This window comes from Neorhizobium tunisiense, assembly GCF_039631515.1.
Lineage (GTDB): Bacteria > Pseudomonadota > Alphaproteobacteria > Rhizobiales > Rhizobiaceae > Neorhizobium.
In genome coordinates this window covers 133,160-151,259 of the sequence record NZ_JBDIUU010000009.1, presented here as the reverse complement: position 1 = coordinate 151,259, position 18,100 = coordinate 133,160, and the positions used below count along the sequence as shown (strand labels likewise).

21 protein-coding genes are annotated in these 18,100 nt (G+C 63.0%); 16 read left to right on the top strand and 5 right to left on the bottom strand.

Going from position 1 to position 18,100, the window contains the following annotated elements:
* Positions 1 to 86 precede the first annotated feature (86 nt).
* Positions 87 to 1,922, bottom strand: a complete 1,836-nt coding sequence (locus tag ABCW43_RS23760; protein ID WP_345929041.1) for an extracellular solute-binding protein — start codon at positions 1,920 to 1,922, stop codon at positions 87 to 89.
* 232 nt (positions 1,923 to 2,154) lie between these two features.
* Between ABCW43_RS23760 and mepA the strand changes: the two genes are divergently transcribed.
* The 5 genes from mepA to ABCW43_RS23735 all read left to right on the top strand — a co-directional run bounded on the left by mepA (position 2,155) and on the right by ABCW43_RS23735 (position 6,339).
* Positions 2,155 to 3,174: a penicillin-insensitive murein endopeptidase gene (gene mepA / locus ABCW43_RS23755; protein ID WP_345929039.1), complete on the top strand. Its 1,020-nt coding sequence runs from the start codon at positions 2,155 to 2,157 to the stop codon at positions 3,172 to 3,174.
* A gap of 119 nt (positions 3,175 to 3,293) precedes the next feature.
* Positions 3,294 to 3,674: a methylglyoxal synthase gene (locus ABCW43_RS23750; protein WP_345929037.1), complete on the top strand. Its 381-nt coding sequence runs from the start codon at positions 3,294 to 3,296 to the stop codon at positions 3,672 to 3,674.
* A gap of 8 nt (positions 3,675 to 3,682) precedes the next feature.
* Positions 3,683 to 4,705 carry a glucokinase gene (locus ABCW43_RS23745; protein WP_345929035.1) on the top strand — a complete coding sequence of 341 codons (1,023 nt, stop codon included), beginning with the start codon at positions 3,683 to 3,685 and terminating at the stop codon, positions 4,703 to 4,705.
* A gap of 154 nt (positions 4,706 to 4,859) precedes the next feature.
* Positions 4,860 to 5,678, top strand: a complete 819-nt coding sequence (gene dapB, locus ABCW43_RS23740; protein WP_345929033.1) for a 4-hydroxy-tetrahydrodipicolinate reductase — start codon at positions 4,860 to 4,862, stop codon at positions 5,676 to 5,678.
* 25 nt (positions 5,679 to 5,703) lie between these two features.
* A complete protein-coding gene (locus ABCW43_RS23735) occupies positions 5,704 to 6,339 on the top strand; it encodes a 2,3-bisphosphoglycerate-dependent phosphoglycerate mutase (protein WP_038592256.1) in 636 nt (211 codons plus the stop codon).
* Between the two features lie 15 nt (positions 6,340 to 6,354).
* Here ABCW43_RS23735 and ABCW43_RS23730 read toward each other — a convergent pair whose 3' ends face one another.
* From ABCW43_RS23730 to phnF, 3 genes are all read right to left on the bottom strand, one after another.
* Entirely contained in the window at positions 6,355 to 6,684 is a 330-nt protein-coding gene (locus ABCW43_RS23730) for a BrnA antitoxin family protein (protein WP_046639653.1), read from the bottom strand.
* Positions 6,668 to 6,967, bottom strand: coding sequence for a BrnT family toxin (locus ABCW43_RS23725; RefSeq protein WP_445738996.1), 300 nt, complete (start codon positions 6,965 to 6,967; stop codon positions 6,668 to 6,670). The genes ABCW43_RS23730 and ABCW43_RS23725 overlap by 17 nt, the downstream gene beginning before the upstream one ends.
* Positions 6,968 to 7,032: 65 nt before the next feature.
* The gene (gene phnF / locus ABCW43_RS23720; protein WP_345929029.1) at positions 7,033 to 7,773 is read right to left on the bottom strand and encodes a phosphonate metabolism transcriptional regulator PhnF; all 741 of its coding nucleotides are present in this window, start codon (positions 7,771 to 7,773) and stop codon (positions 7,033 to 7,035) included.
* Positions 7,774 to 7,857: 84 nt separating this feature from the next.
* Between phnF and phnG the strand changes: the two genes are divergently transcribed.
* The 3 genes from phnG (at position 7,858) to ABCW43_RS23705 (ending at position 10,129) form a co-directional block, all read left to right on the top strand.
* Complete coding sequence (gene phnG / locus ABCW43_RS23715) at positions 7,858 to 8,331, top strand: phosphonate C-P lyase system protein PhnG (protein ID WP_345929027.1); 474 nt, start codon at positions 7,858 to 7,860, stop codon at positions 8,329 to 8,331.
* Positions 8,331 to 8,933 carry a phosphonate C-P lyase system protein PhnH gene (gene phnH, locus ABCW43_RS23710; RefSeq protein ID WP_345929025.1) on the top strand — a complete coding sequence of 201 codons (603 nt, stop codon included), beginning with the start codon at positions 8,331 to 8,333 and terminating at the stop codon, positions 8,931 to 8,933. The genes phnG and phnH overlap by 1 nt, the downstream gene beginning before the upstream one ends.
* An 89-nt stretch (positions 8,934 to 9,022) precedes the next feature.
* Positions 9,023 to 10,129: a carbon-phosphorus lyase complex subunit gene (locus ABCW43_RS23705; RefSeq protein ID WP_345929023.1), complete on the top strand. Its 1,107-nt coding sequence runs from the start codon at positions 9,023 to 9,025 to the stop codon at positions 10,127 to 10,129.
* Between the two features lie 35 nt (positions 10,130 to 10,164).
* Here ABCW43_RS23705 and ABCW43_RS23700 read toward each other — a convergent pair whose 3' ends face one another.
* Positions 10,165 to 10,392 carry a hypothetical protein gene (locus ABCW43_RS23700; protein ID WP_345929021.1) on the bottom strand — a complete coding sequence of 76 codons (228 nt, stop codon included), beginning with the start codon at positions 10,390 to 10,392 and terminating at the stop codon, positions 10,165 to 10,167.
* A gap of 48 nt (positions 10,393 to 10,440) precedes the next feature.
* Between ABCW43_RS23700 and ABCW43_RS23695 the strand changes: the two genes are divergently transcribed.
* The 8 genes from ABCW43_RS23695 to phnE (ABCW43_RS23660) all read left to right on the top strand — a co-directional run bounded on the left by ABCW43_RS23695 (position 10,441) and on the right by phnE (ABCW43_RS23660) (position 18,034).
* A complete protein-coding gene (locus ABCW43_RS23695) occupies positions 10,441 to 11,322 on the top strand; it encodes an alpha-D-ribose 1-methylphosphonate 5-phosphate C-P-lyase PhnJ (RefSeq protein WP_345929019.1) in 882 nt (293 codons plus the stop codon).
* Positions 11,323 to 11,563: 241 nt separating this feature from the next.
* Complete coding sequence (gene phnK, locus ABCW43_RS23690) at positions 11,564 to 12,340, top strand: phosphonate C-P lyase system protein PhnK (RefSeq protein ID WP_345929017.1); 777 nt, start codon at positions 11,564 to 11,566, stop codon at positions 12,338 to 12,340.
* A gap of 11 nt (positions 12,341 to 12,351) precedes the next feature.
* Positions 12,352 to 13,062: a phosphonate C-P lyase system protein PhnL gene (phnL, locus tag ABCW43_RS23685; RefSeq protein WP_345929015.1), complete on the top strand. Its 711-nt coding sequence runs from the start codon at positions 12,352 to 12,354 to the stop codon at positions 13,060 to 13,062.
* The gene (locus tag ABCW43_RS23680; protein WP_345929013.1) at positions 13,059 to 13,676 is read left to right on the top strand and encodes a DapH/DapD/GlmU-related protein; all 618 of its coding nucleotides are present in this window, start codon (positions 13,059 to 13,061) and stop codon (positions 13,674 to 13,676) included. The genes phnL and ABCW43_RS23680 overlap by 4 nt, the downstream gene beginning before the upstream one ends.
* A gap of 114 nt (positions 13,677 to 13,790) precedes the next feature.
* Positions 13,791 to 14,648: a phosphonate ABC transporter ATP-binding protein gene (gene phnC, locus ABCW43_RS23675; protein WP_345929011.1), complete on the top strand. Its 858-nt coding sequence runs from the start codon at positions 13,791 to 13,793 to the stop codon at positions 14,646 to 14,648.
* 80 nt (positions 14,649 to 14,728) lie between these two features.
* Positions 14,729 to 15,640, top strand: a complete 912-nt coding sequence (gene phnD / locus ABCW43_RS23670; protein WP_345929009.1) for a phosphonate ABC transporter substrate-binding protein — start codon at positions 14,729 to 14,731, stop codon at positions 15,638 to 15,640.
* Between the two features lie 70 nt (positions 15,641 to 15,710).
* Positions 15,711 to 16,691, top strand: coding sequence for a phosphonate ABC transporter, permease protein PhnE (phnE, locus tag ABCW43_RS23665; protein WP_345929008.1), 981 nt, complete (start codon positions 15,711 to 15,713; stop codon positions 16,689 to 16,691).
* The gene (gene phnE, locus ABCW43_RS23660) at positions 16,691 to 18,034 is read left to right on the top strand and encodes a phosphonate ABC transporter, permease protein PhnE (RefSeq protein ID WP_345929006.1); all 1,344 of its coding nucleotides are present in this window, start codon (positions 16,691 to 16,693) and stop codon (positions 18,032 to 18,034) included. The genes phnE (ABCW43_RS23665) and phnE (ABCW43_RS23660) overlap by 1 nt, the downstream gene beginning before the upstream one ends.
* Positions 18,035 to 18,100 lie beyond the last annotated feature (66 nt).

Below are 18,100 nucleotides of genomic sequence, written 5' to 3'. Positions count from 1 at the left end.
ATGGCTCTTTCCTCTTTTCCGGTGCGAATCATACGGGTTCATTTGGAACAGGTGCCGGTCGGCGGCGCAAGTCCGCGCTTCTTGCGTCATTTCGCAGGGTTTCTGGCCGACCAGGTCTCCGGGAAACCGATGCTGTATTCCGGCAGTCTCTGCGGGTGTGTGATGCGGTTCCAATAGGCGATCCTTGCTTCGCCGGAATAGAACATCGGGACCACATAGTGGTTGGCGAGCAGCACACGGTCCATCGCCTTGACGGCTGCCACCTGGTCCTCCCGGTTCTGAGCAAAGGTGATCATGTTGATGAGCTGGTCCACCGCCGGATCGGCAATGCCGGCATAGTTGCGTGATCCGGGCCGGTTGACGGACGCCGATCCCCAGTAGTCCGCCTGTTCGTTGCCGGGGTTCATGGTCTGGGCCCAAACCCCATACATCATGTCGTAGTCGAAGCTGCGGATTCGATTGATATATTGCGACGCGTCGACTATCCGGAGCCGGGCGTCGATGCCGATCTTCTTGAGGCTCGTCACATAGGGCATCACGGTGCGCTCCTGCGACTGGCTGTTCAGGAGAATTTCGAAGCTCAGGGGCTGTCCGGTCTTGGCATTGAGCATCCGGTTGCCCTTCAGCTCCCAGCCGGCCTCCTTCAGCAGGCTGATGGCCGTGCGCAGGTTATCCCGCACCTTGTTCGGGTCGCCGCCCACGGGATTGGTGTACGGGGTGGTGAACACCCGCGCCGGAATCTTGTCCTTCAATCCGTTGAGTATCTCCAGCTCTTTCCCCTGCGGCAGGCCGGATGAAGCAAGCTCGGTGCCCCAGAAGAAGCTGTCGACCCGCTTCAGGCCGCCATAGGCAAGGTTCTTGTTGAGATCCTCGAAGTCGTAGGCGTAGTTCAGCGCCTCGCGGACGCGCGCATCCTTGAAGATGTCGCGCCGCATATTCGGCACGAAAGCCTGCATGACGCCGACGGCCTTGAACGGATTGGTCAGGGCTTCCTTGATAACCCGCCCGTCCTTCACCGCATCGAAATCATAACGGGTGACCCAGCGGCTCGAACTGTTCTCCTGGCGATAATCGATCGTGCCGGCCCGGAAAGCCTCGAATTCCACGTCGGCATCCGAAAAATAGGTATAGCTGATCGTCCGGAAGTTATGCTGGCCGAGATTGATCGGCAGGTTCTTGCCCCAATAATCGTCGCGCAGCTCATAGCGAATGGTGGAGCCCGGCTGAACGGCGCCGATCTTGTAGGGTCCGGACCCGATCGGCGGCTCCAGGGTGGTGCGGGAAATGTCGCGCTGGTTGCCCTGTGCGTCCTTGCCTTCCCACCAGTGCTTGGGCAGGACCGGGAAATCGCCGACGATCGAAGGCAGTTCGCGGTTGTTCTTTTCGTCGAAGCGGAAGGTCACTTCGCGATCGCCGGTCTTTTCAGCAGCGGTGACGTGCCGATAATAGCCGGAATAGAGGGCGCTGTGCTCCTTCAGCTTCTCCAGGCTGAAGATCACGTCTTCCGGGGTGACCGGCTGCCCGTCCGACCATTTCGCCTCCGCCCTCAACCGGAACGTCACCGAAGACACATCGTCGGGATAGGACACCGCCTCGGCCAAAAGGCCATAGGTGCCGAAAACCTCGTCCTCCGACCGCTTCATGAGCGTGTCGTAGATCAGGCTGACGCCCGAAGCCACCGCACCCCGGTCGATCACCAGATTGAGGTTGTCGAACGTGCCTTCGTCGCCGAGGCGCAGTTCGCCGGCCTTCGGCGCGTTCACATCGACATAGGGGAGCTGCTTGAAGCCTTCCGGCAGCTTGAGATCCCCTACAACGGCCATGCCATGCCGCCATTTCGGTTCCTGGGCCGGCACGTTCGACGCTGCGAGAACCGTCACCAGGACGATCGCGAAACCTACCTTCAGCCGAGCCAAGACCATTCGTTACCTCTTCCGGGTTTCCTTGTTGCGGTGAAGCATAGGACAAAAGGCGGCGAAAAACAGGAGTCCGGCGCTCACATCCGTTTTATCCGGCGTTTATCTTTCGGAAATCGGCAGGGCTTCCACCATCTCCATTTCACCAAAATCCTGTTTCACGGTAGATTCGAGGCGATCAGGTGATTTGCGGCGGATGGGCATGAGATCGATTTCGGGTACTATTTTGCGGTTGACGATGACCGCTTTCCTTTGCGGCGCCTTCACAGGGCCGGTGGCAGCGCAGGAAGGCACGCCGGCGAAACAGCTTTTCGGTGCCGTGAAGCTCCCGAGCAAGGCGGAGGCGGAACCGCTCGGTTTTTATGCGAAGGGCTGCATGTCCGGTGCCGTGGCGTTGCCGACCGACGGACCGACCTGGCAGGCGATGCGCCTCTCGCGCAACCGCCGCTGGGGCAATCCGGCAATGATCTCATTGCTCGAACGGTTCTCCGGCGATGCCGCAAGGCTCGGCTGGGGTTCCGGCATCCTCGTCGGCGACATTTCCCAGCCGCGCGGCGGCCCGATGCTTACCGGCCATGCCTCGCACCAGATCGGCCTCGACGCCGATATCTGGTTCACGCCGAAGCCCGCCCAACCTCTGAGCGCGCAGCAACGCGAAAGCCTGCCGTTCACCTCCATGCTCGACAAGAGCAAGTTCCTGACCGTCGATCCCAGCCGCTGGACCAGCACCCACGCCAAGGTCGTCATGCAGGCGGCGAGCTATCCGCAGGTGGAGCGGGTCTTCGTCAACCCCGCCATCAAGAAGAAGCTCTGCGAAACCTGGACCGGCGACCGGAGCCTGCTCGGCAAGGTGCGGCCGATCTACGGCCATGACGAACATTTCCATATCCGCATCCACTGCCCCGCCGGCGCTGCGACCTGTCAGAGCCAGGCGCCGGTCGCCAAGGGCGATGGCTGCGACAATTCCCTCGCCTGGTGGTTCAGCAAGGAACCGTGGGCGCCGCCGCCAAAGCCGGACCCGAACAAGAAGCCGGTCAAGCCTCGCCAGGTCATGCTCTCGGACCTGCCCAAAGCCTGCGCAGCCGTGCTTGCCGCCCCCTCGCGCCCCGAAGACGACGCGACCTTCGGCGGCAGCGCTGTGGCCTACACGGCTCAGCCTGCCGCGTCGGCTCCGGCAAAGACCATCGAGGCGATCGTCAACGATCCGCCGGCCGCTTCCGACGACATGCCGATCCCGACGCCGCGGCCGCTGCAATAGTGCCGGATAAGGCCGGCAATCGAAACCGCCGGTCTTGCCGCCACCTTTCCAAGAACGAAAGGGCACGCTAGAACGCGTCACAAATCGATTGAATATCGTTCTGGCGAGGATACCCAATCATGTCGGCCAAGCCCTGCATCGCGTTGATCGCGCACGACCAGAAGAAGGACGACATGGCGGATTTCGCCCGCCATCACCAGGTGGCCCTTTCGCGGTTCCGCATCGTCGCCACCGGCACGACGGGCGGCCGGGTTCAGGATGCCTGCCCCGGCCTCGAAGTGACGCGGCTGAAGAGCGGCCCGCTCGGCGGCGACCAACAGATCGGCGCGATGATCGCCACCGGCGAGGTCGACATGCTGGTGTTCTTCATCGATCCCTTGAGCGCGCTTCCCCACGATGTCGACGTCAAGGCGTTGACCCGGCTTGCGACGGTCTATGACATACCGATGGCGCTCAACCGCGCCACAGCCGAAAAACTCATCGACTTTCAGAAGGACTAAGCTTCCCGATGGCCGATACCATGAAGACCGACAAGTTGCCGTTTCCGATCCTGATCGGCGATATCGGCGGCACCAATGCCCGCTTCTCCATTCTCCTCGACGCCGATACGGAACCGAAGCCGTTCCCGAACGTGCGCACCGCCGACTACCCGACGATCGATGAGGCGATCCGGAAAATCGTGCTCGACAGGAGTTCGATAAAGCCCCGTTCAGCTATCCTTGCGATCGCCGGTCCGATCGACGGCGACGAGATCGATCTCACCAATTGCGATTGGGTGGTGCGGCCGAAAGGCATGATCGCCGATCTCGGCTTCGAGGACGTGCTGGTCGTCAACGATTTCGAAGCCCAGGCGCTTGCCGTCGCGGCCATGCCCGACGAATACCGCGAGACGCTCGGTGCAAACAACGAGCCGCACATGGCATCGCGTGTTGTGCTGGGTCCCGGCACCGGCCTCGGTGTCGCCGGTCTCGTTTATGCCCGCCACATGTGGTTCCCGGTTCCCGGTGAGGGCGGGCATGTGGATGTCGGGCCGCGCTCGGAGCGGGATTTCGAGATCTTTCCGCACCTCAAGCGCATCGAGGGTCGCGTTTCTGCGGAAGAAATCCTGAGCGGGCGCGGCGTCGTCAACATCTACCAGGCCGTCTGTGCGGCAGACGGTCTGCAGCCAGCGTTTTCCGATCCGGCGGATATCACGGCCCACGGTCTGAACGGCAAGAATTCCCAGGCCGTCGAAACGCTTTCGCTATTTGCCACCTATCTAGGCCGGGTCGCCGGCGACATGGCGCTGATCTTCATGGCGCGCGGCGGCGTCTATCTCGCCGGCGGCATCTCGCAGAAGATCGTTCCGGCGCTGAAAGGCCCCGAATTCCGCGCCGCCTTCGAGGACAAGGCGCCGCATACGGAGCTGATGGGCACGATTCCCACCTTCGTGGTGACCCATCCGCAGGCGGCGCTCGCCGGCCTTGCAAGCTTTGCCCGCACGCCTTCTGCCTACGGCCTTTCGATGGACGGCCGCCGCTGGCAACGCTAGGTGCGGCCCGAGGTTATCGTCGCGGGCGACGCCCGTTTTCCTGGAGACACCACGCAAGAGATGCTTGCGCGGTGCGGAAGTGGCCTTTACGCTCGCTCCAACAAGCTGTAACCGCTCGAAAAGACTGACCGACGAAGCAAGGACTGCACCGCGCATGACCGCAAATGACATGAAACTCGTGGTGGTTGGTGCTGCAGGCCGGATGGGCCAGGCCATGATCCGGGTCATCCATGAAACAGCAGGCGTGACGCTGCACGCGGCCGTTCAGCGCGAGGGTTCGCCATTCATCGGCAAGGACGCGGGCGAGCTTGCGGGTGTCGGAACTCTTGGCGTTCCCGTAACCTCCGATCCGCTGAAGGCTTTTCTCGATGCCGATGGTGTTCTCGATTTCACCACGCCCGCGGCCAGCGTTGCCTTCTCGGTCCTCGCCGCGCAGGCACGCATCGTCCATGTGATCGGTACGACCGGATGCTCTGTCGAGGACGAGGAAAAGTTCAAGGCCGCCGGCCGTCACGCCCGCGTCGTCAAGTCCGGCAATATGAGCCTCGGCGTCAACCTGCTCGGCGTGCTCGTCGCGCAGGCGGCGAAGGCCTTGCCCGCCGCCGGCTGGGATATCGAGATCGTCGAAATGCATCACAAGCACAAGGTCGATGCGCCATCCGGGACGGCGCTGCTGCTCGGCGAAGCCGCAGCGCAAGGCCGCGGCATCGATCTCGCAAGCGAGTCGGTCCGAGTGCGCGACGGCCATACGGGCGCCCGCCCGACCGGCACGATCGGGTTTGCGACGCTGCGCGGCGGCTCGGTCGTCGGCGACCATTCGGTCGTCCTTGCCGGCGAAGGGGAACTGGTGACGCTCTCCCACAGCGCGCGCGACCGCTCGATCTTCGCCCGCGGCGCGGTTGCCGCGGCGCTCTGGGCGCGCGACAAGAAGCCCGGCAACTATTCCATGCTCGACGTGCTCGGGCTTTCCTGAAAATCTTCCCGGAGGAATTCATCCCATGAGCGGAACTCTCGTCCTCGTTCGCCACGGCCAGAGCGACTGGAATCTCAAGAACCTTTTCACCGGCTGGCGCGATCCGGATCTGACGCCGCTCGGTATCCAGGAAGCCGAGGCCGGCGGCGAAGCGCTGGCGGCAACGGGCATCAAGTTCGACATTGCCTTCACCTCGGTGCTGAAGCGCGCCCAGGACACGCTGAAGATCGTCCTCGACAAGGTCGGCCAGCCGGATCTCGAGACGATCCGCGATCAGGCGCTCAACGAGCGCGACTACGGCGATCTTTCCGGACTCAACAAGGACGATGCGCGCGCCAAGTGGGGCGAGGAGCAGGTGCATATCTGGCGCCGTTCCTACGACATTCCGCCGCCGGGCGGCGAAAGCCTGCGCGATACCGGCGCCCGCGTCTGGCCCTACTACATGACGGAAATCCTGCCGCGCGTGCTGCGTGGCGAAAAGGTCCTCGTCGCCGCACACGGCAATTCGCTTCGCTCGCTGGTGATGGTTCTCGACCGGCTCAGCAAGGAAGAGATCCTCAAGCTCAACCTCGCGACCGGCGTGCCGATGGTCTACACGCTCAAGGCCGACTCGACCGTCGCTTCCAAGGATGTTCTCGGAGATATGTCCGGCGCGCATTGAGCGCGTCGGAAGCAATCAGGTCCGCTTCTGGGATTTCAGTGACGCCAGCATTTCCCGGCGAAGGATCGCGTTCATGCGGGCCTGATACCCTTTGCCCTGCGACTTGAGCCAGTCCACTACATCAGCATCCACTCGGGCCGTAATCTGCTGCTTCAGGGGGCGATAGAAACGTCCCCTTCCGGCATTTTGGAGTTGTTCGTCGGTCAGCCTTGGAATGTCACTGTAATCAATCTGCTCGTCAGGAAGCTCCGACAGGGCTGCAAGCTCAGCCTTCTGCTTCTCGGTCAGAGGCGGCAAACTATCCCTATCAACTTCGTATCTGACGATCTCAGCGCTCTTCTTCATAACGTCGTCTTTCTCTCGGATCGGCTTTTCGCGCGGAAATGATGCGGATCACTTCGTAGGTCCGGCCGTCATCCTCTTCGTCCTCGTATACGGTGTGGGCAACGAGAAGGACGGCAAGACCGTCGACCGAGCCAACCGCCTGCCAGCGCTGCTCTCCACCTTCGATGCGATCCTGCTCGATCAGGACGAAAGGGTCGGCAAAAATACGCACAGCGGTCTCGAAGCTGATGCCGTGCTTCTTGATGTTCGTCGCCGCCTTTGCGCGATCCCATTCGAAACGCATCAGGTCCATTACAAAAATATAATTATAATTTTGCCATTATGCAAGCCCGCCGCGCGCGTGAAGATTCAATTCTCGATCGTGAACTGCACCATGTCGGCCGGGAAGCGGCTGACGGCGTATTGGACCGGCACGCCTTCCGTATCGGTGTTGAGCGCGCGGGCGACGAGGATGATAGCGCCCGGCGACAGCTGCAGGTCGGCGAGATCAGCTCCATCCGCATGGACCGCGGTCACTTCCGTCGAGACACGCAGATAGTCGGAAAGGCCGAGCATCCGGAATGCCACGGTGATCGAGCCGCTTTTGCTGTAGGCTTCTTCGATGCCGCCGAAACGGTCGGCCGGAAACCAGGTGGTCGAGCGGGAGACCGGGCGGTGATCCGCTTTCCTCAGCGTTTCCAGGCGAATCACCGTGGCGCCTTCCGGAATGCGCAGCCGCGCCGACAGGTCGGCAGACGCCGGTTCCTGCGCCGAATGAAGCAGCAGGCCCTCCTTTTCCCGCGCCTGATCACCGATGCCCTCGCTGAACCGGGTGCGCCGCGTGATCGGGAAGTTCAGCCGCTCCTTGCGCTCGATCAGCGTACCCCGCCCCTGAACCGAACGAACGATGCCTTCTTGAGCTAACGCGGCAAGCGCGCTTCTCACCGTATGACGGTTGACGCCGAACTGTGCGGCGAGGGTGAATTCCGGCGGCATCTTGCCGGTCGCGTCATAGTCGCCATCGGCGATCGAGGCGCGAATGCGGTCGGCGATCTGCCGCCATAGTGCCACGCCGTTTTGACGGTGAACGTTTGTCTGCCCCGTATCCATGTCACACGCTTGTTATATCCAGAAGTTAGTAGTACATATAACTTGTATAGTTGTCTATATCAATAGACATTTAGGAGCTTGGCGATGGACCTGGCGGAACAAATCGAGCCGAATGCAGAAATCGCCGCGCGCCGTCGCGCCATCGGGCTGCTTGCGCGCGCGACGACGAACGAACTGCATGCCGCCTGGGAAAAGCTTCCGGCCAAACCAGAGGTGAAGCCGGTGCGCGGACCAGAGACCGGGCTGGTGATGATCCGCGGCCGCATCGGCGGCGGCGGCGCACCCTTCAATCTCGGCGAGGCGACCGTGACGCGCGCGACCGTGCTCCTGGCATCCGGCACCGCCGGCCATGCGCAGGCGCTCGGCACCGCGAAGGCGAATGTCCGGCTCGCAGCCGTCTTCGACGCACTCTGGCAGGAGGCGAGCACGCGCGATTTCGTGGAGGCCGCGTTGCTCGACCGGATCGAGCAACGCAGCGCAGCAGAGGATAAACAGAAGGCGGAGGAGACGGCGGCGACCCGCGTCGATTTCTTCACCATGGCACGGGGGGACGACTGATGAACATCAAGACGCAAGCGCTTTCCGGGGGGTTTAAAGAGCCGGTCTTCGAATCCCAGGGCGTGTTCCGCATGCTCATGGACAGCATGGCCCGTCCCGGAACCATCCGCACCGTCGGACCGGATGTCGGCCAGCCGGAGCCGCTTGGAGGAGCGGCCGGGGCGATCGCCGTGACCCTCTGCGACCATGAAACGCCCGTCTGGCTGAGCGCAGGCCTGGCCAAATCCGCCGTCGGCGAATGGATCGGTTTCCATACCGGAGCGCCGATCACCCGCGAGAAGGCCGAGGCCCGCTTCGCCTTCGTGGAGGCCGGCGCGACGCTCGCCTCGTTCGGCCTGTTCTCGGCCGGTACTCAGGAATATCCCGACCGCTCGACGACGCTGGTGATCGAGGTGGCAGCACTTGGCGAAGGCCAGCCGCTGACACTGACCGGCCCCGGTATTCCGCATGCGACGACTGTCATGGTGAAGGGCCTGCCGGAGGTTTTTCCGCGGCTCTGGGCCGACAACCGGGCGCTCTTCCCGCGCGGCGTCGATGTCATCCTGACGTCGGGTAAGAACCTGTTGTGCCTACCGCGGACGGTGCGGATCGCAACGCAATGAACGGATGCCTGACTTTTACCCTTTGGGCCGAGTGACCAACCTTCCCGCATCTCCGATCGAGATGCCGGTGATGGCCAGGAGAATGAACCATGTATGTTGCCGTCAAGGGTGGCGAGGCCGCCATCAACAACGCTCACAGGCTGCTGGCCGACCGGCGTCGGGGTGATCGCTCGCTTCCTTCCGTCACCATCGAGCAGATCGTCGAGCAGCTTGGCCTCGCCGTCGATCGTGTGATGGCAGAAGCTTCGCTTTATGACCGGGCGCTCGCAGCGCTTGCGGTCCGGCAGGCGCGTGGCGACATGATCGAGGCGATCTTCCTGCTGCGCGCCTATCGCACCACGCTGCCGCGCTTCGGCTCTTCCGTTCCGGTCGATACGGCGGCGATGAAGGTCGAGCGGCGCGTTTCGGCGACCTACAAGGACCTGCCGGGCGGCCAGCTTCTCGGGCCGACCTTCGACTATACCCACCGCCTGCTCGACCCTTCGCTGCTCACCGACGAACCGGTCGACGAGCCGGAGCGCCGCGACACGTCGGAAGAACACATCATGCGGGTCTCCGACATTCTTGCCCATGAGGGCCTGATCGAGGGCGATGGCGAGTTTTCCGAGGATCATCAGGCCGGTGACCTTACCCGCGAGCCGCTGGAATTTCCGATGAGCCGGGATCTGCGGCTGCAGGCGCTCGCCCGCGGCGACGAGGGTTTCCTTTTGGCGCTCGGTTATTCCACCCAGCGCGGATACGGCGGCAACCACCCGTTCGTCGGCGAAATCCGCATCGGCGAAGTGGACGTCGAGATCGAAGTCGCCGAACTCGGCTTTGCCGTCTCGCTCGGCCGCATCCGGATCACCGAATGCCAGATGGTCAACCAGTTCAAGGGTTCGTCCAAGGCGCCGCCACAGTTCACCCGCGGTTACGGCCTCGTCTTCGGCCAGAGCGAACGCAAGGCGATGTCGATGTCGCTGGTGGATCGCGCCCTGCGGGCCGAAGAACTCGGCGAGGACATTACCGCGCCGGCGCAGGACGAGGAATTCGTGATCTCGCATTCGGACAACGTCCAGGCGACCGGTTTCGTCGAGCACCTGAAACTGCCGCATTACGTCGACTTCCAGGCCGAGCTTGGGCTGGTGCGCAAGATGCGCTCGAATATTGAGACGGCGCGCAACGGCGGCAAAGGCCTGCAGGAGGCGGCCGAATGACGGCGATGCCGGTTCGGTCGCGGTTCAGGGACGTATCAATCGCCTCCGCCACCTCCCCCGTCACCGCCGCCATCGCAGGCGCCCGTACCGCTGCTGTCGCAGCCGTTCGCGGAGCCTCCGGCCCAGCCGCCATCGCTGCCGGCATTGGCAATCGCGGCGTCCTTTGGCGGCTTGACGAGATAAAAGGGAATGATGATCCCGCAGGCGATGAAGGCCGCGAAGACGGCCACGCCCCGCAATCCGTTCGAAGTGATGGCGTCCATGACAGCCTTTCCTTCTAGTTGGTTCACGCAGTCACAGGATACTCCACGATGACGGACCTCGCCACTTACAACTTCGCCTATCTCGACGAGCAGACGAAGCGGATGATTCGCCGCGCGATCCTGAAAGCAATCGCCATCCCCGGTTACCAGGTACCCTTCGCCTCCCGCGAAATGCCGATGCCTTACGGCTGGGGCACCGGCGGCGTGCAGGTGACGGCGGCGATCATCGGCCCGCAAGACGTGCTGAAGGTGATCGACCAGGGCGCCGACGACACGACCAATGCGGTCTCGATCCGTGCCTTCTTCCAGAAGGTCGCCAATGTCGCCGTCACCACCCATACGAAGGACGCGACGATCATCCAGACCCGCCACCGGATTCCAGAACACAAGCTCGCCGAGGACCAGATCCTCGTCTACCAGGTGCCGATCCCGGAACCGCTGCGCTTCCTCGAGCCGCGCGAGACCGAGACCCGCAAGATGCATGCGCTGGAAGAATATGGCCTCATGCATGTGAAGCTCTACGAGGACATCGCCCATAACGGCCGCATCTCGAAGACCTACGCCTATCCGGTCAAAGTCGCGGGCCGCTACGTCATGGACCCGTCGCCGACGCCGAAATTCGACAATCCGAAAATGCACCGGTCGGAAGCGCTGCAGCTGTTCGGCGCCGGCCGCGAGAAGCGCATTTACGCCGTGCCGCCTTATACGGATGTCGTCAGCCTCGACTTCGAGGATCATCCGTTCGAAATCCAGACGTTCGACAAGCCCTGCGCGCTCTGTGGCGCCGAGAACGTCTATCTCGACGAGGTGGTGCTCGACGACAAGGGCGGCCGCATGTTCGTCTGCTCCGATACCGACAATTGCGAGGACCGCCGCGAACACGGCCATGTCGGCGCCATGCTGGCGCCTGCCAAGGAGGCGGCTGAGTGATGGTGGTTGCGGTTCACCCCCCTCTGTCCTGCCGGACATCTCCCCCTCTTCACCTTCCGTCATCCCCGGGCTTGACCCGGGGACCCACACTCTTTTGCCGCAGCGGCTCTCCAAATTTCGACGCATGGAGCGCGATGGCCTGGATCCTCGGGTCGAGCCCGAGGATGACGGCGAAGGCAGTGGCGTCCGGCAGGACAGAGAGGAATAAACCACACGCACTGACACCCAAGGACAACGCTCAATGACCGACACACCCCTCCTCAAAGTCAGCGGCGTCTCGAAATTCTACGGCAGCCGGATCGGCTGCAAGGACGTCTCCTTCGACCTGTGGCCGGGCGAAGTGCTCGCCATCGTCGGCGAATCCGGCTCGGGCAAGACGACGTTGCTCAACTGCCTGTCGACCCGGCTGATGCCGACCACTGGCAGCGTCGAGTACCGGATGCGCGACGGCAATTTCCGCGATCTCTACCATATGAGCGAGGCCGAGCGTCGCTTCCTGATGCGCACCGACTGGGGCTTCGTGCACCAGAACCCGGCCGATGGCCTGCGCATGACGGTCTCGGCCGGCGCCAATGTCGGCGAGCGGCTGATGGCGGTCGGCGACCGGCATTACGGCAGGATCCGCGAGACGGCGAGCGACTGGCTGACCCGCGTCGAGATCGGCACCGACCGCATCGACGACCAGCCGCGCGCCTTTTCCGGCGGCATGCGCCAGCGCCTGCAGATCGCCCGCAACCTGGTGACCGGCCCGCGCCTGGTGTTCATGGACGAGCCGACCGGCGGCCTCGACGTCTCGGTCCAGGCCCGCCTGCTCGACCTAGTGCGCGGCCTCGTCAACGATCTCGGCCTGTCGGCGATCGTCGTCACCCACGATCTCGCGGTGGCCCGCCTCCTCTCGCACCGGATGATGGTGATGAAGGACGGCCATGTGATCGAACACGGGCTGACCGACCGGGTGCTCGACGACCCCCGCGAGCCCTATACGCAGTTGCTCGTCTCATCGATCCTGCAGGTCTGAGGAGAATACTGATGGCTACCCCTCTCGTCGTTTCCGAAGTCTTCAAGAGCTTCACCATGCACTTACGCGACGGCATCAAGCTGCCGGTCGTCAACGATGTGAATTTTTCCGTAGCAAGCGGCGAATGCGTCGTGCTCGGCGGTCCGTCGGGCATCGGCAAGAGCTCGATCCTGAAGATGCTCTACGGCAACTACGCCGTCGATGCCGGGCAGATCCTTGTCGACCACAAGGACCGGATCGTCGATATCGCCCGCGCCGACCCGCGCACCGTGCTCGACGTGCGCCGCCATACGCTCGGTTATGTCAGCCAGTTCCTGCGCACCGTGCCGCGCGTCTCCGCGCTCGACGTGGTCGCCGAACCGCTCGTTGCGCGCGGCGTCGCAGCGCCGGAAGCGCGCGACAAGGCTGCCGAGCTTCTGGCCAAACTCAACCTCCCGCAGGAGCTCTGGACCCTGCCGCCAGCAACGTTTTCGGGTGGCGAACAGCAGCGGGTCAACATCGCCCGCGGTTTCATCACCAGCCACCGCATCCTGCTCCTCGACGAGCCGACCGCTTCGCTCGACGCGGTCAACCGGCGCGTCGTCGTGGACATGATCGCGGACAAGAAACGCGAAGGCGTCGCCCTTCTCGGCATCTTCCACGACGAGGAAGTACGCGAGGCGGTGGCCGACCGCGTTCTCGACGTCTCCCGGTTTTCCCCGCGAAAGGCAGTCGCAGCATGAGCGTCAAGGTCGGGCTCGAGCCCGCGATCCACGAAACGGCAAACGTCAGCAATTCCACGCTCGGTCCATATACCGAAGTTTCCGAGCGCTGCCGCATCAGCGAGGCCGAGATCGGCGCCTATTCCTACATCATGCAGGACGGCTCGATCTGGTGTGCGACGATCGGCAAGTTCGTCAACATGGCGGCCTCGGTTCGCATCAACGCCACCAACCATCCGACATGGCGGGCGACGCTGCACCACTTCACCTATCGCGCCGCCAGCTACTGGGACGATGCCGAGGACGAGAAGAGCTTCTTCGAATGGCGGCGCGACCATCGCGTCACGATCGGCCATGACGTTTGGATCGGCCATGGCGCCACCGTGCTGCCGGGCGTCACCGTCGGCAACGGCGCGGTGATCGGCGCCGGCGCGGTTGTCTCCAAGGATGTCGCCCCCTATACGATCGTCGGCGGCGTGCCGGCAAAACTCATCCGCGAGCGCTTCACGAAAGCGGTCGGCGAGGCGATGGACCGGCTTGCCTGGTGGGACTGGGACCACCTGAAACTGAGGGCTGCTCTCGACGACTTCCGGACACTTTCGGCAGAGGAATTCGTGTCCCGTCATGCCAGGTAACGGAAGCGCGGCGGGCGCTTCCGGAATATAATAAATCCGACATAAATCCGACATTCAGACTTCATCAACCATCGCTATCGAGCTCTCAGAAAAAAGCTGAATTGGCGAGAGAGCATGAAGTTCGAATTGAGGGACATCACCCGCCGTTTCGGCGATCGTATCGCGGTGAGCGCCGTGAACGTCGAGATTCCCCAGGGCCAGATGGTCGGCATCATCGGGCGCTCCGGCGCCGGCAAGTCGACCCTGCTGCGCATGATCAACCGCCTGCAGGAGCCGAGTTCCGGCTCCATCCATTTCAACGGCTCCGAGGTCTCTTCCCTCAAGGGCCGGGCGCTGCGCAACTGGCAGCGCGACTGCGCGATGATCTTCCAGCAGTTCAACCTGGTGCCGCGCCTCGACGTGATGACCAACGTGCTGCTCGGCCGTCTCAATCACCGCTCGACGACGATGAGCCTGCTGAAGATCTTCAGCCGTGACGAGCGCGTCATGGCGATGGCGGCGCTCGAGCGGCTCGGCATCGAACAGACGGCGCTGCAGGCGGCCGGAACATTGTCGGGCGGCCAGCAGCAGCGTGTGGCGATTGCCCGGGCCCTCGTGCAGGCACCGAAAATGATGCTTGCCGACGAGCCGATCGCCTCGCTCGATCCGCTCAACGCCAAGATCGTCATGGATGCGCTGCGCGACATCAACGAACGCGAAGGCATCACGGTCATCACCAATCTGCATACGCTCGATACGGCCCGCAGCTATTGCGAGCGGATCATCGGCATGGCGGGCGGCCGCGTCGTCTTCGACGGCCCGCCGCAGCAGCTCAATGCCAATGCGGTGCGCGAGATCTACGGTTCCGACAAGGATGGCGCCGGGATCGACGAGACCATGACATCGACCAGCCTTGCCGCCACCCGCCGCGGCGGGGCTCCGGCCGCGATCGACACATCCGGCATGGTGACCGAAGCCGCCGCCATGCGCTGACCCGTTTCCGGCTGCGACCCGCGGCCGGAAGACTGACGCCCTTTCCGGGTTGACCACCCCAATCACCAAAGGAGACTTCCATGTCTGCATTCCGCAAGATCCTGATGGCGACGATCGCCATCGCCGCCGTTGCCGGCCAGGCCCACGCCCAGAGCGCACCGGTTCTGCGCATCGGCCTCGACGGCGGCGAAAACGAAGCCGACCAGGTCCGCCGCACCGAATGCGTCAAGCCGGGCCTGATCGCCGCGACCGGCGCTTCGGACGTCAAGCTGTTCCCGTCGCCGAACTATAACGGCGTCATCCAGGGCCTGCTCGGCGGCACGATCGACCTCGCCGTCATGGGCGCGGCTTCCTATGCCGCGATCTACATCAAGGACCCAAACGCCGTTACCCCGGTCCTGACCACCAAGCAGGCCGACGGTTCGACCGGCTATTACTCGATCATGGTTGCCCGCAAGGATTCGGGCATCAAGACGCTCGCCGACGCCAAGGGCAAGAAGATCGGCTTCGCCGATCCGGACTCGACCTCCGGCTACCTCGTGCCGAACGTCGCCCTGCCGAAGGACATCGGCATGCCGGTCAAGCAGTACTTCTCCGAAACCGGCTTCGGCGGCGGCCATGAGAACCTCGTTCTCGGCGTTCTCGACAAGAAGTTCGACGTCGGCACCACCTTCGGCTCGGCCGTCGGCGACTGGGCGCAGGGGTACTCGTCCGGCAACCTGCGCATCATGGTCTCCAAGGGCCTGCTCGACATGGACGACATCGTCCAGGTCTGGAAATCGCCGCTCATCCCGAACGGCCCGCTGATGGTTTCCAACAAACTTTCGGACGACATGAAGAAGAAGGTGACCGCCTACTTCGCCGAGCTGCCGAAGAAGGACAAATCTTGCTTCGAGAGCTTCACGGGCGGCGGTTACGTCGACTGGTCGCCGGTCGACCAGAAGTTCTACCAGACCATCATCGACGCTCGTAAGGCCGTCATCGGCGGCTGATACTGCCCGAACATTCTTCCTGCGGCGGCGCCATGACGGTGCCGCCGCTCGTTCAACAAGGATACCCCGAATGGCGCACGTGGCCGGACCCGCTCAGCTCAGCGGGCTGCAGGAAAGCTCCCGCACCATCCTCGACCATTATCAGCAACAGGTGCGGACCCGGCGGATCTATACCGTCGTCTCCATCATCGTTTTCCTGGTCGTGCTCGGAGCGTCGCTGGATTTCGCCAACGAAGCCAATTCCGGCAAGTTCTTCGAACGCCTTCCCTATTTATTCGATTTCCTGAAGAGCTTCGTGCCGAACAGCCCGCTGGAGATCTTCCGCGCCATGTTCGACCTGCCGTCGCCCTATGCCGACGGGTCGATCAAGTTCGACTATACGAGCGATCGCGTCTGGATCACCGACAGTTTCTATATCCCGAACTTCTTCTACCAGCTGGCAATCACCATCAACATCGCCATCGTTTCGACCATACTCGGCGCCACGGGCGCCTTCCTTCTCTGCTTCTTCGCCTCCACCAATCTCGTCGGCGCCGGTCTCACGCGCTGGGTGGTGCGGCGCATCATGGAAATCCTGCGCGCCTTTCCGGAAATCGTCGTCGCAGGCCTTTTGGCAGCGATCCTGTCGATCGGTCCGATCGCGGCGATCATCGCCGTGTCGGTCCACACCGTCGGGGCGCTCGGAAAGCTGTTCTTCGAAGTGGTCGAGAATGCCGACATGAAGCCGGACGAGGGTCTGCGCGCTTCGGGCGCCAGCTGGCTGGAGCGCGTCCGCTTCGCGATCCTGCCGCAGGTCCTGCCGAATTTCGTCTCCTACACGCTGCTGCGCACCGAAATCAATGTGCGCGCCTCGACGATCATCGGCGCCGTCGGCGGCGGCGGCATCGGCGAAGTGTTCAGCCTGTCGATCGGCCGCGACCATGCCGCCAAGACCTATGCGATCATCATTCTTCTTCTGATTACGGTCATCTGCGTCGACCAGTTCTCGGCCTGGCTGCGCCGCCGGCTGATCGGCAAGCAATCGTTCGAATTCGGCCGTGGAGCTGCCTGATGTCCAATCTCGCCGTCAATGCCGCCGATCGCGAACGCCTGCTTCGCACCTATCCGGAAATCTTTCACCGCAGCTTCATGCAGCGCTGGGGCCTTGCGATCGCGGCCGTCGCAGTCTTCGTCTACCTCGCGTTCTGCTTCTCCTTCTTCAACGTCATTCCGACCTTCGCCAACGGCAACTGGGATCGCGCGGCGATCTACCTGCAGGACTGGTATTCATGGCGCGCCCAGCCCCGCCTGCGCTTCCAGAACGGTCAGGTCGTCCCGCAATGGACGAGCCGCGGGCAATATCCGGAGGGTGCGGCGATCGACTGGCTGAAGCCGACCTCCAATGGCGGCTACACGGTGATCTTCGGTAGCGACGACCGGCTCGACGTCACCCCGAGCCAGGTCGACGTCTATATCGACGGCAAACTCTATCCCGTAGCGATCAAAGGAGACCAGGCGATCCTGCCGGCCGGTGCGCCGGCGCGGATGATACAGGACGGCAACAAGGTCAATGTCCATTTCGGCTTTGCTGGCCAGGCGGAAATCCGCAACAGCCAGGTCTATGTGCAGCGGCGTTTTCTCGGCTGGGCAAATTTCTTCTTCGACACGCAATCGCCGTTCTGGGGCCGCAGCGTCACCAGCGTCGCCGGGCTGATGCTCTTCGGCGAGCGGATCGACCCCGCCCAGTCCAATGCCTCGCTGGCGCTCGACAACTTTCTCAACAATAGCAGCTGGCAGCATGGCGATATTCTCTCCAAGCTGATGCAGACGCTGGTCATGGCCTTTGTCGGCACGCTGTTTGCCACCATCATCGCCTTCCCGCTTGCCTTCGTCGCGGCACGCAACATCACGACGAGCCGACCGCTCAACTGGGGCATGAAGCGCTTTTTCGACTTCCTGCGCTCCATCGACATGCTGATCTGGGCGCTGTTCTTCACCCGCGCCTTCGGGCCGGGGCCGCTGCCCGGCATTGCCGCGATTTTCTTCACGGATACCGGCGCGCTCGGCAAGGTCTATTCGGAAGCGCTGGAGAATGTCGATGACAAGCAGCGCGAGGGCGTCAAGTCGGTGGGTGCGGCACCGGTCATCGTGCAGCGCTATGGCGTCGTGCCGCAGGTCCTGCCGATCTTCATCTCGCAATCGCTGTATTTCTGGGAGTCCAACACCCGTTCGGCAACCGCGATCGGCGCCGTCGGTGCGGGCGGTATCGGCCTCAAGCTGCTCGAATCCATGAAGACCAATGCCGACTGGGACAAGGTCGCTTACATGGTCCTGCTGATCCTTCTGGTGGTCTTCGTCTTCGACAACCTCTCCAACGCGCTGCGTTCGCGCGTCATGGGCAAAAAGGGCCACTGACAGGCCTGATTATCATCATTCTGTCATGGAAATCTTTTAGCCGAGGGTCCTGTTTCGCGGGCCGGC

Excerpts from the sequence above, each read along its gene's own strand:
- ABCW43_RS23745 (WP_345929035.1), top strand. The coding sequence starts at position 3,683 with ATGGCCGATACCATGAAGACCGACAAGTTGCCGTTTCCGATCCTGATC.
- phnE (WP_345929008.1), top strand. The coding sequence starts at position 15,711 with ATGGCGCACGTGGCCGGACCCGCTCAGCTCAGCGGGCTGCAGGAAAGC.
- ABCW43_RS23705 (WP_345929023.1), top strand. The coding sequence starts at position 9,023 with ATGTATGTTGCCGTCAAGGGTGGCGAGGCCGCCATCAACAACGCTCAC.
- ABCW43_RS23735 (WP_038592256.1), top strand. The coding sequence starts at position 5,704 with ATGAGCGGAACTCTCGTCCTCGTTCGCCACGGCCAGAGCGACTGGAAT.
- ABCW43_RS23700 (WP_345929021.1), bottom strand. The coding sequence starts at position 10,392 with ATGGACGCCATCACTTCGAACGGATTGCGGGGCGTGGCCGTCTTCGCG.
- phnL (WP_345929015.1), top strand. The coding sequence starts at position 12,352 with ATGGCTACCCCTCTCGTCGTTTCCGAAGTCTTCAAGAGCTTCACCATG.
- phnF (WP_345929029.1), bottom strand. The coding sequence starts at position 7,773 with ATGGATACGGGGCAGACAAACGTTCACCGTCAAAACGGCGTGGCACTA.
- phnH (WP_345929025.1), top strand. The coding sequence starts at position 8,331 with ATGAACATCAAGACGCAAGCGCTTTCCGGGGGGTTTAAAGAGCCGGTC.
- mepA (WP_345929039.1), top strand. The coding sequence starts at position 2,155 with ATGACCGCTTTCCTTTGCGGCGCCTTCACAGGGCCGGTGGCAGCGCAG.
- dapB (WP_345929033.1), top strand. The coding sequence starts at position 4,860 with ATGACCGCAAATGACATGAAACTCGTGGTGGTTGGTGCTGCAGGCCGG.
- phnK (WP_345929017.1), top strand. The coding sequence starts at position 11,564 with ATGACCGACACACCCCTCCTCAAAGTCAGCGGCGTCTCGAAATTCTAC.
- phnD (WP_345929009.1), top strand. The coding sequence starts at position 14,729 with ATGTCTGCATTCCGCAAGATCCTGATGGCGACGATCGCCATCGCCGCC.
- ABCW43_RS23750 (WP_345929037.1), top strand. The coding sequence starts at position 3,294 with ATGTCGGCCAAGCCCTGCATCGCGTTGATCGCGCACGACCAGAAGAAG.
- phnG (WP_345929027.1), top strand. The coding sequence starts at position 7,858 with ATGGACCTGGCGGAACAAATCGAGCCGAATGCAGAAATCGCCGCGCGC.
- ABCW43_RS23725 (WP_445738996.1), bottom strand. The coding sequence starts at position 6,967 with ATGCGTTTCGAATGGGATCGCGCAAAGGCGGCGACGAACATCAAGAAG.
- ABCW43_RS23680 (WP_345929013.1), top strand. The coding sequence starts at position 13,059 with ATGAGCGTCAAGGTCGGGCTCGAGCCCGCGATCCACGAAACGGCAAAC.
- phnC (WP_345929011.1), top strand. The coding sequence starts at position 13,791 with ATGAAGTTCGAATTGAGGGACATCACCCGCCGTTTCGGCGATCGTATC.
- ABCW43_RS23760 (WP_345929041.1), bottom strand. The coding sequence starts at position 1,922 with ATGGTCTTGGCTCGGCTGAAGGTAGGTTTCGCGATCGTCCTGGTGACG.
- ABCW43_RS23695 (WP_345929019.1), top strand. The coding sequence starts at position 10,441 with ATGACGGACCTCGCCACTTACAACTTCGCCTATCTCGACGAGCAGACG.
- phnE (WP_345929006.1), top strand. The coding sequence starts at position 16,691 with ATGTCCAATCTCGCCGTCAATGCCGCCGATCGCGAACGCCTGCTTCGC.
- ABCW43_RS23730 (WP_046639653.1), bottom strand. The coding sequence starts at position 6,684 with ATGAAGAAGAGCGCTGAGATCGTCAGATACGAAGTTGATAGGGATAGT.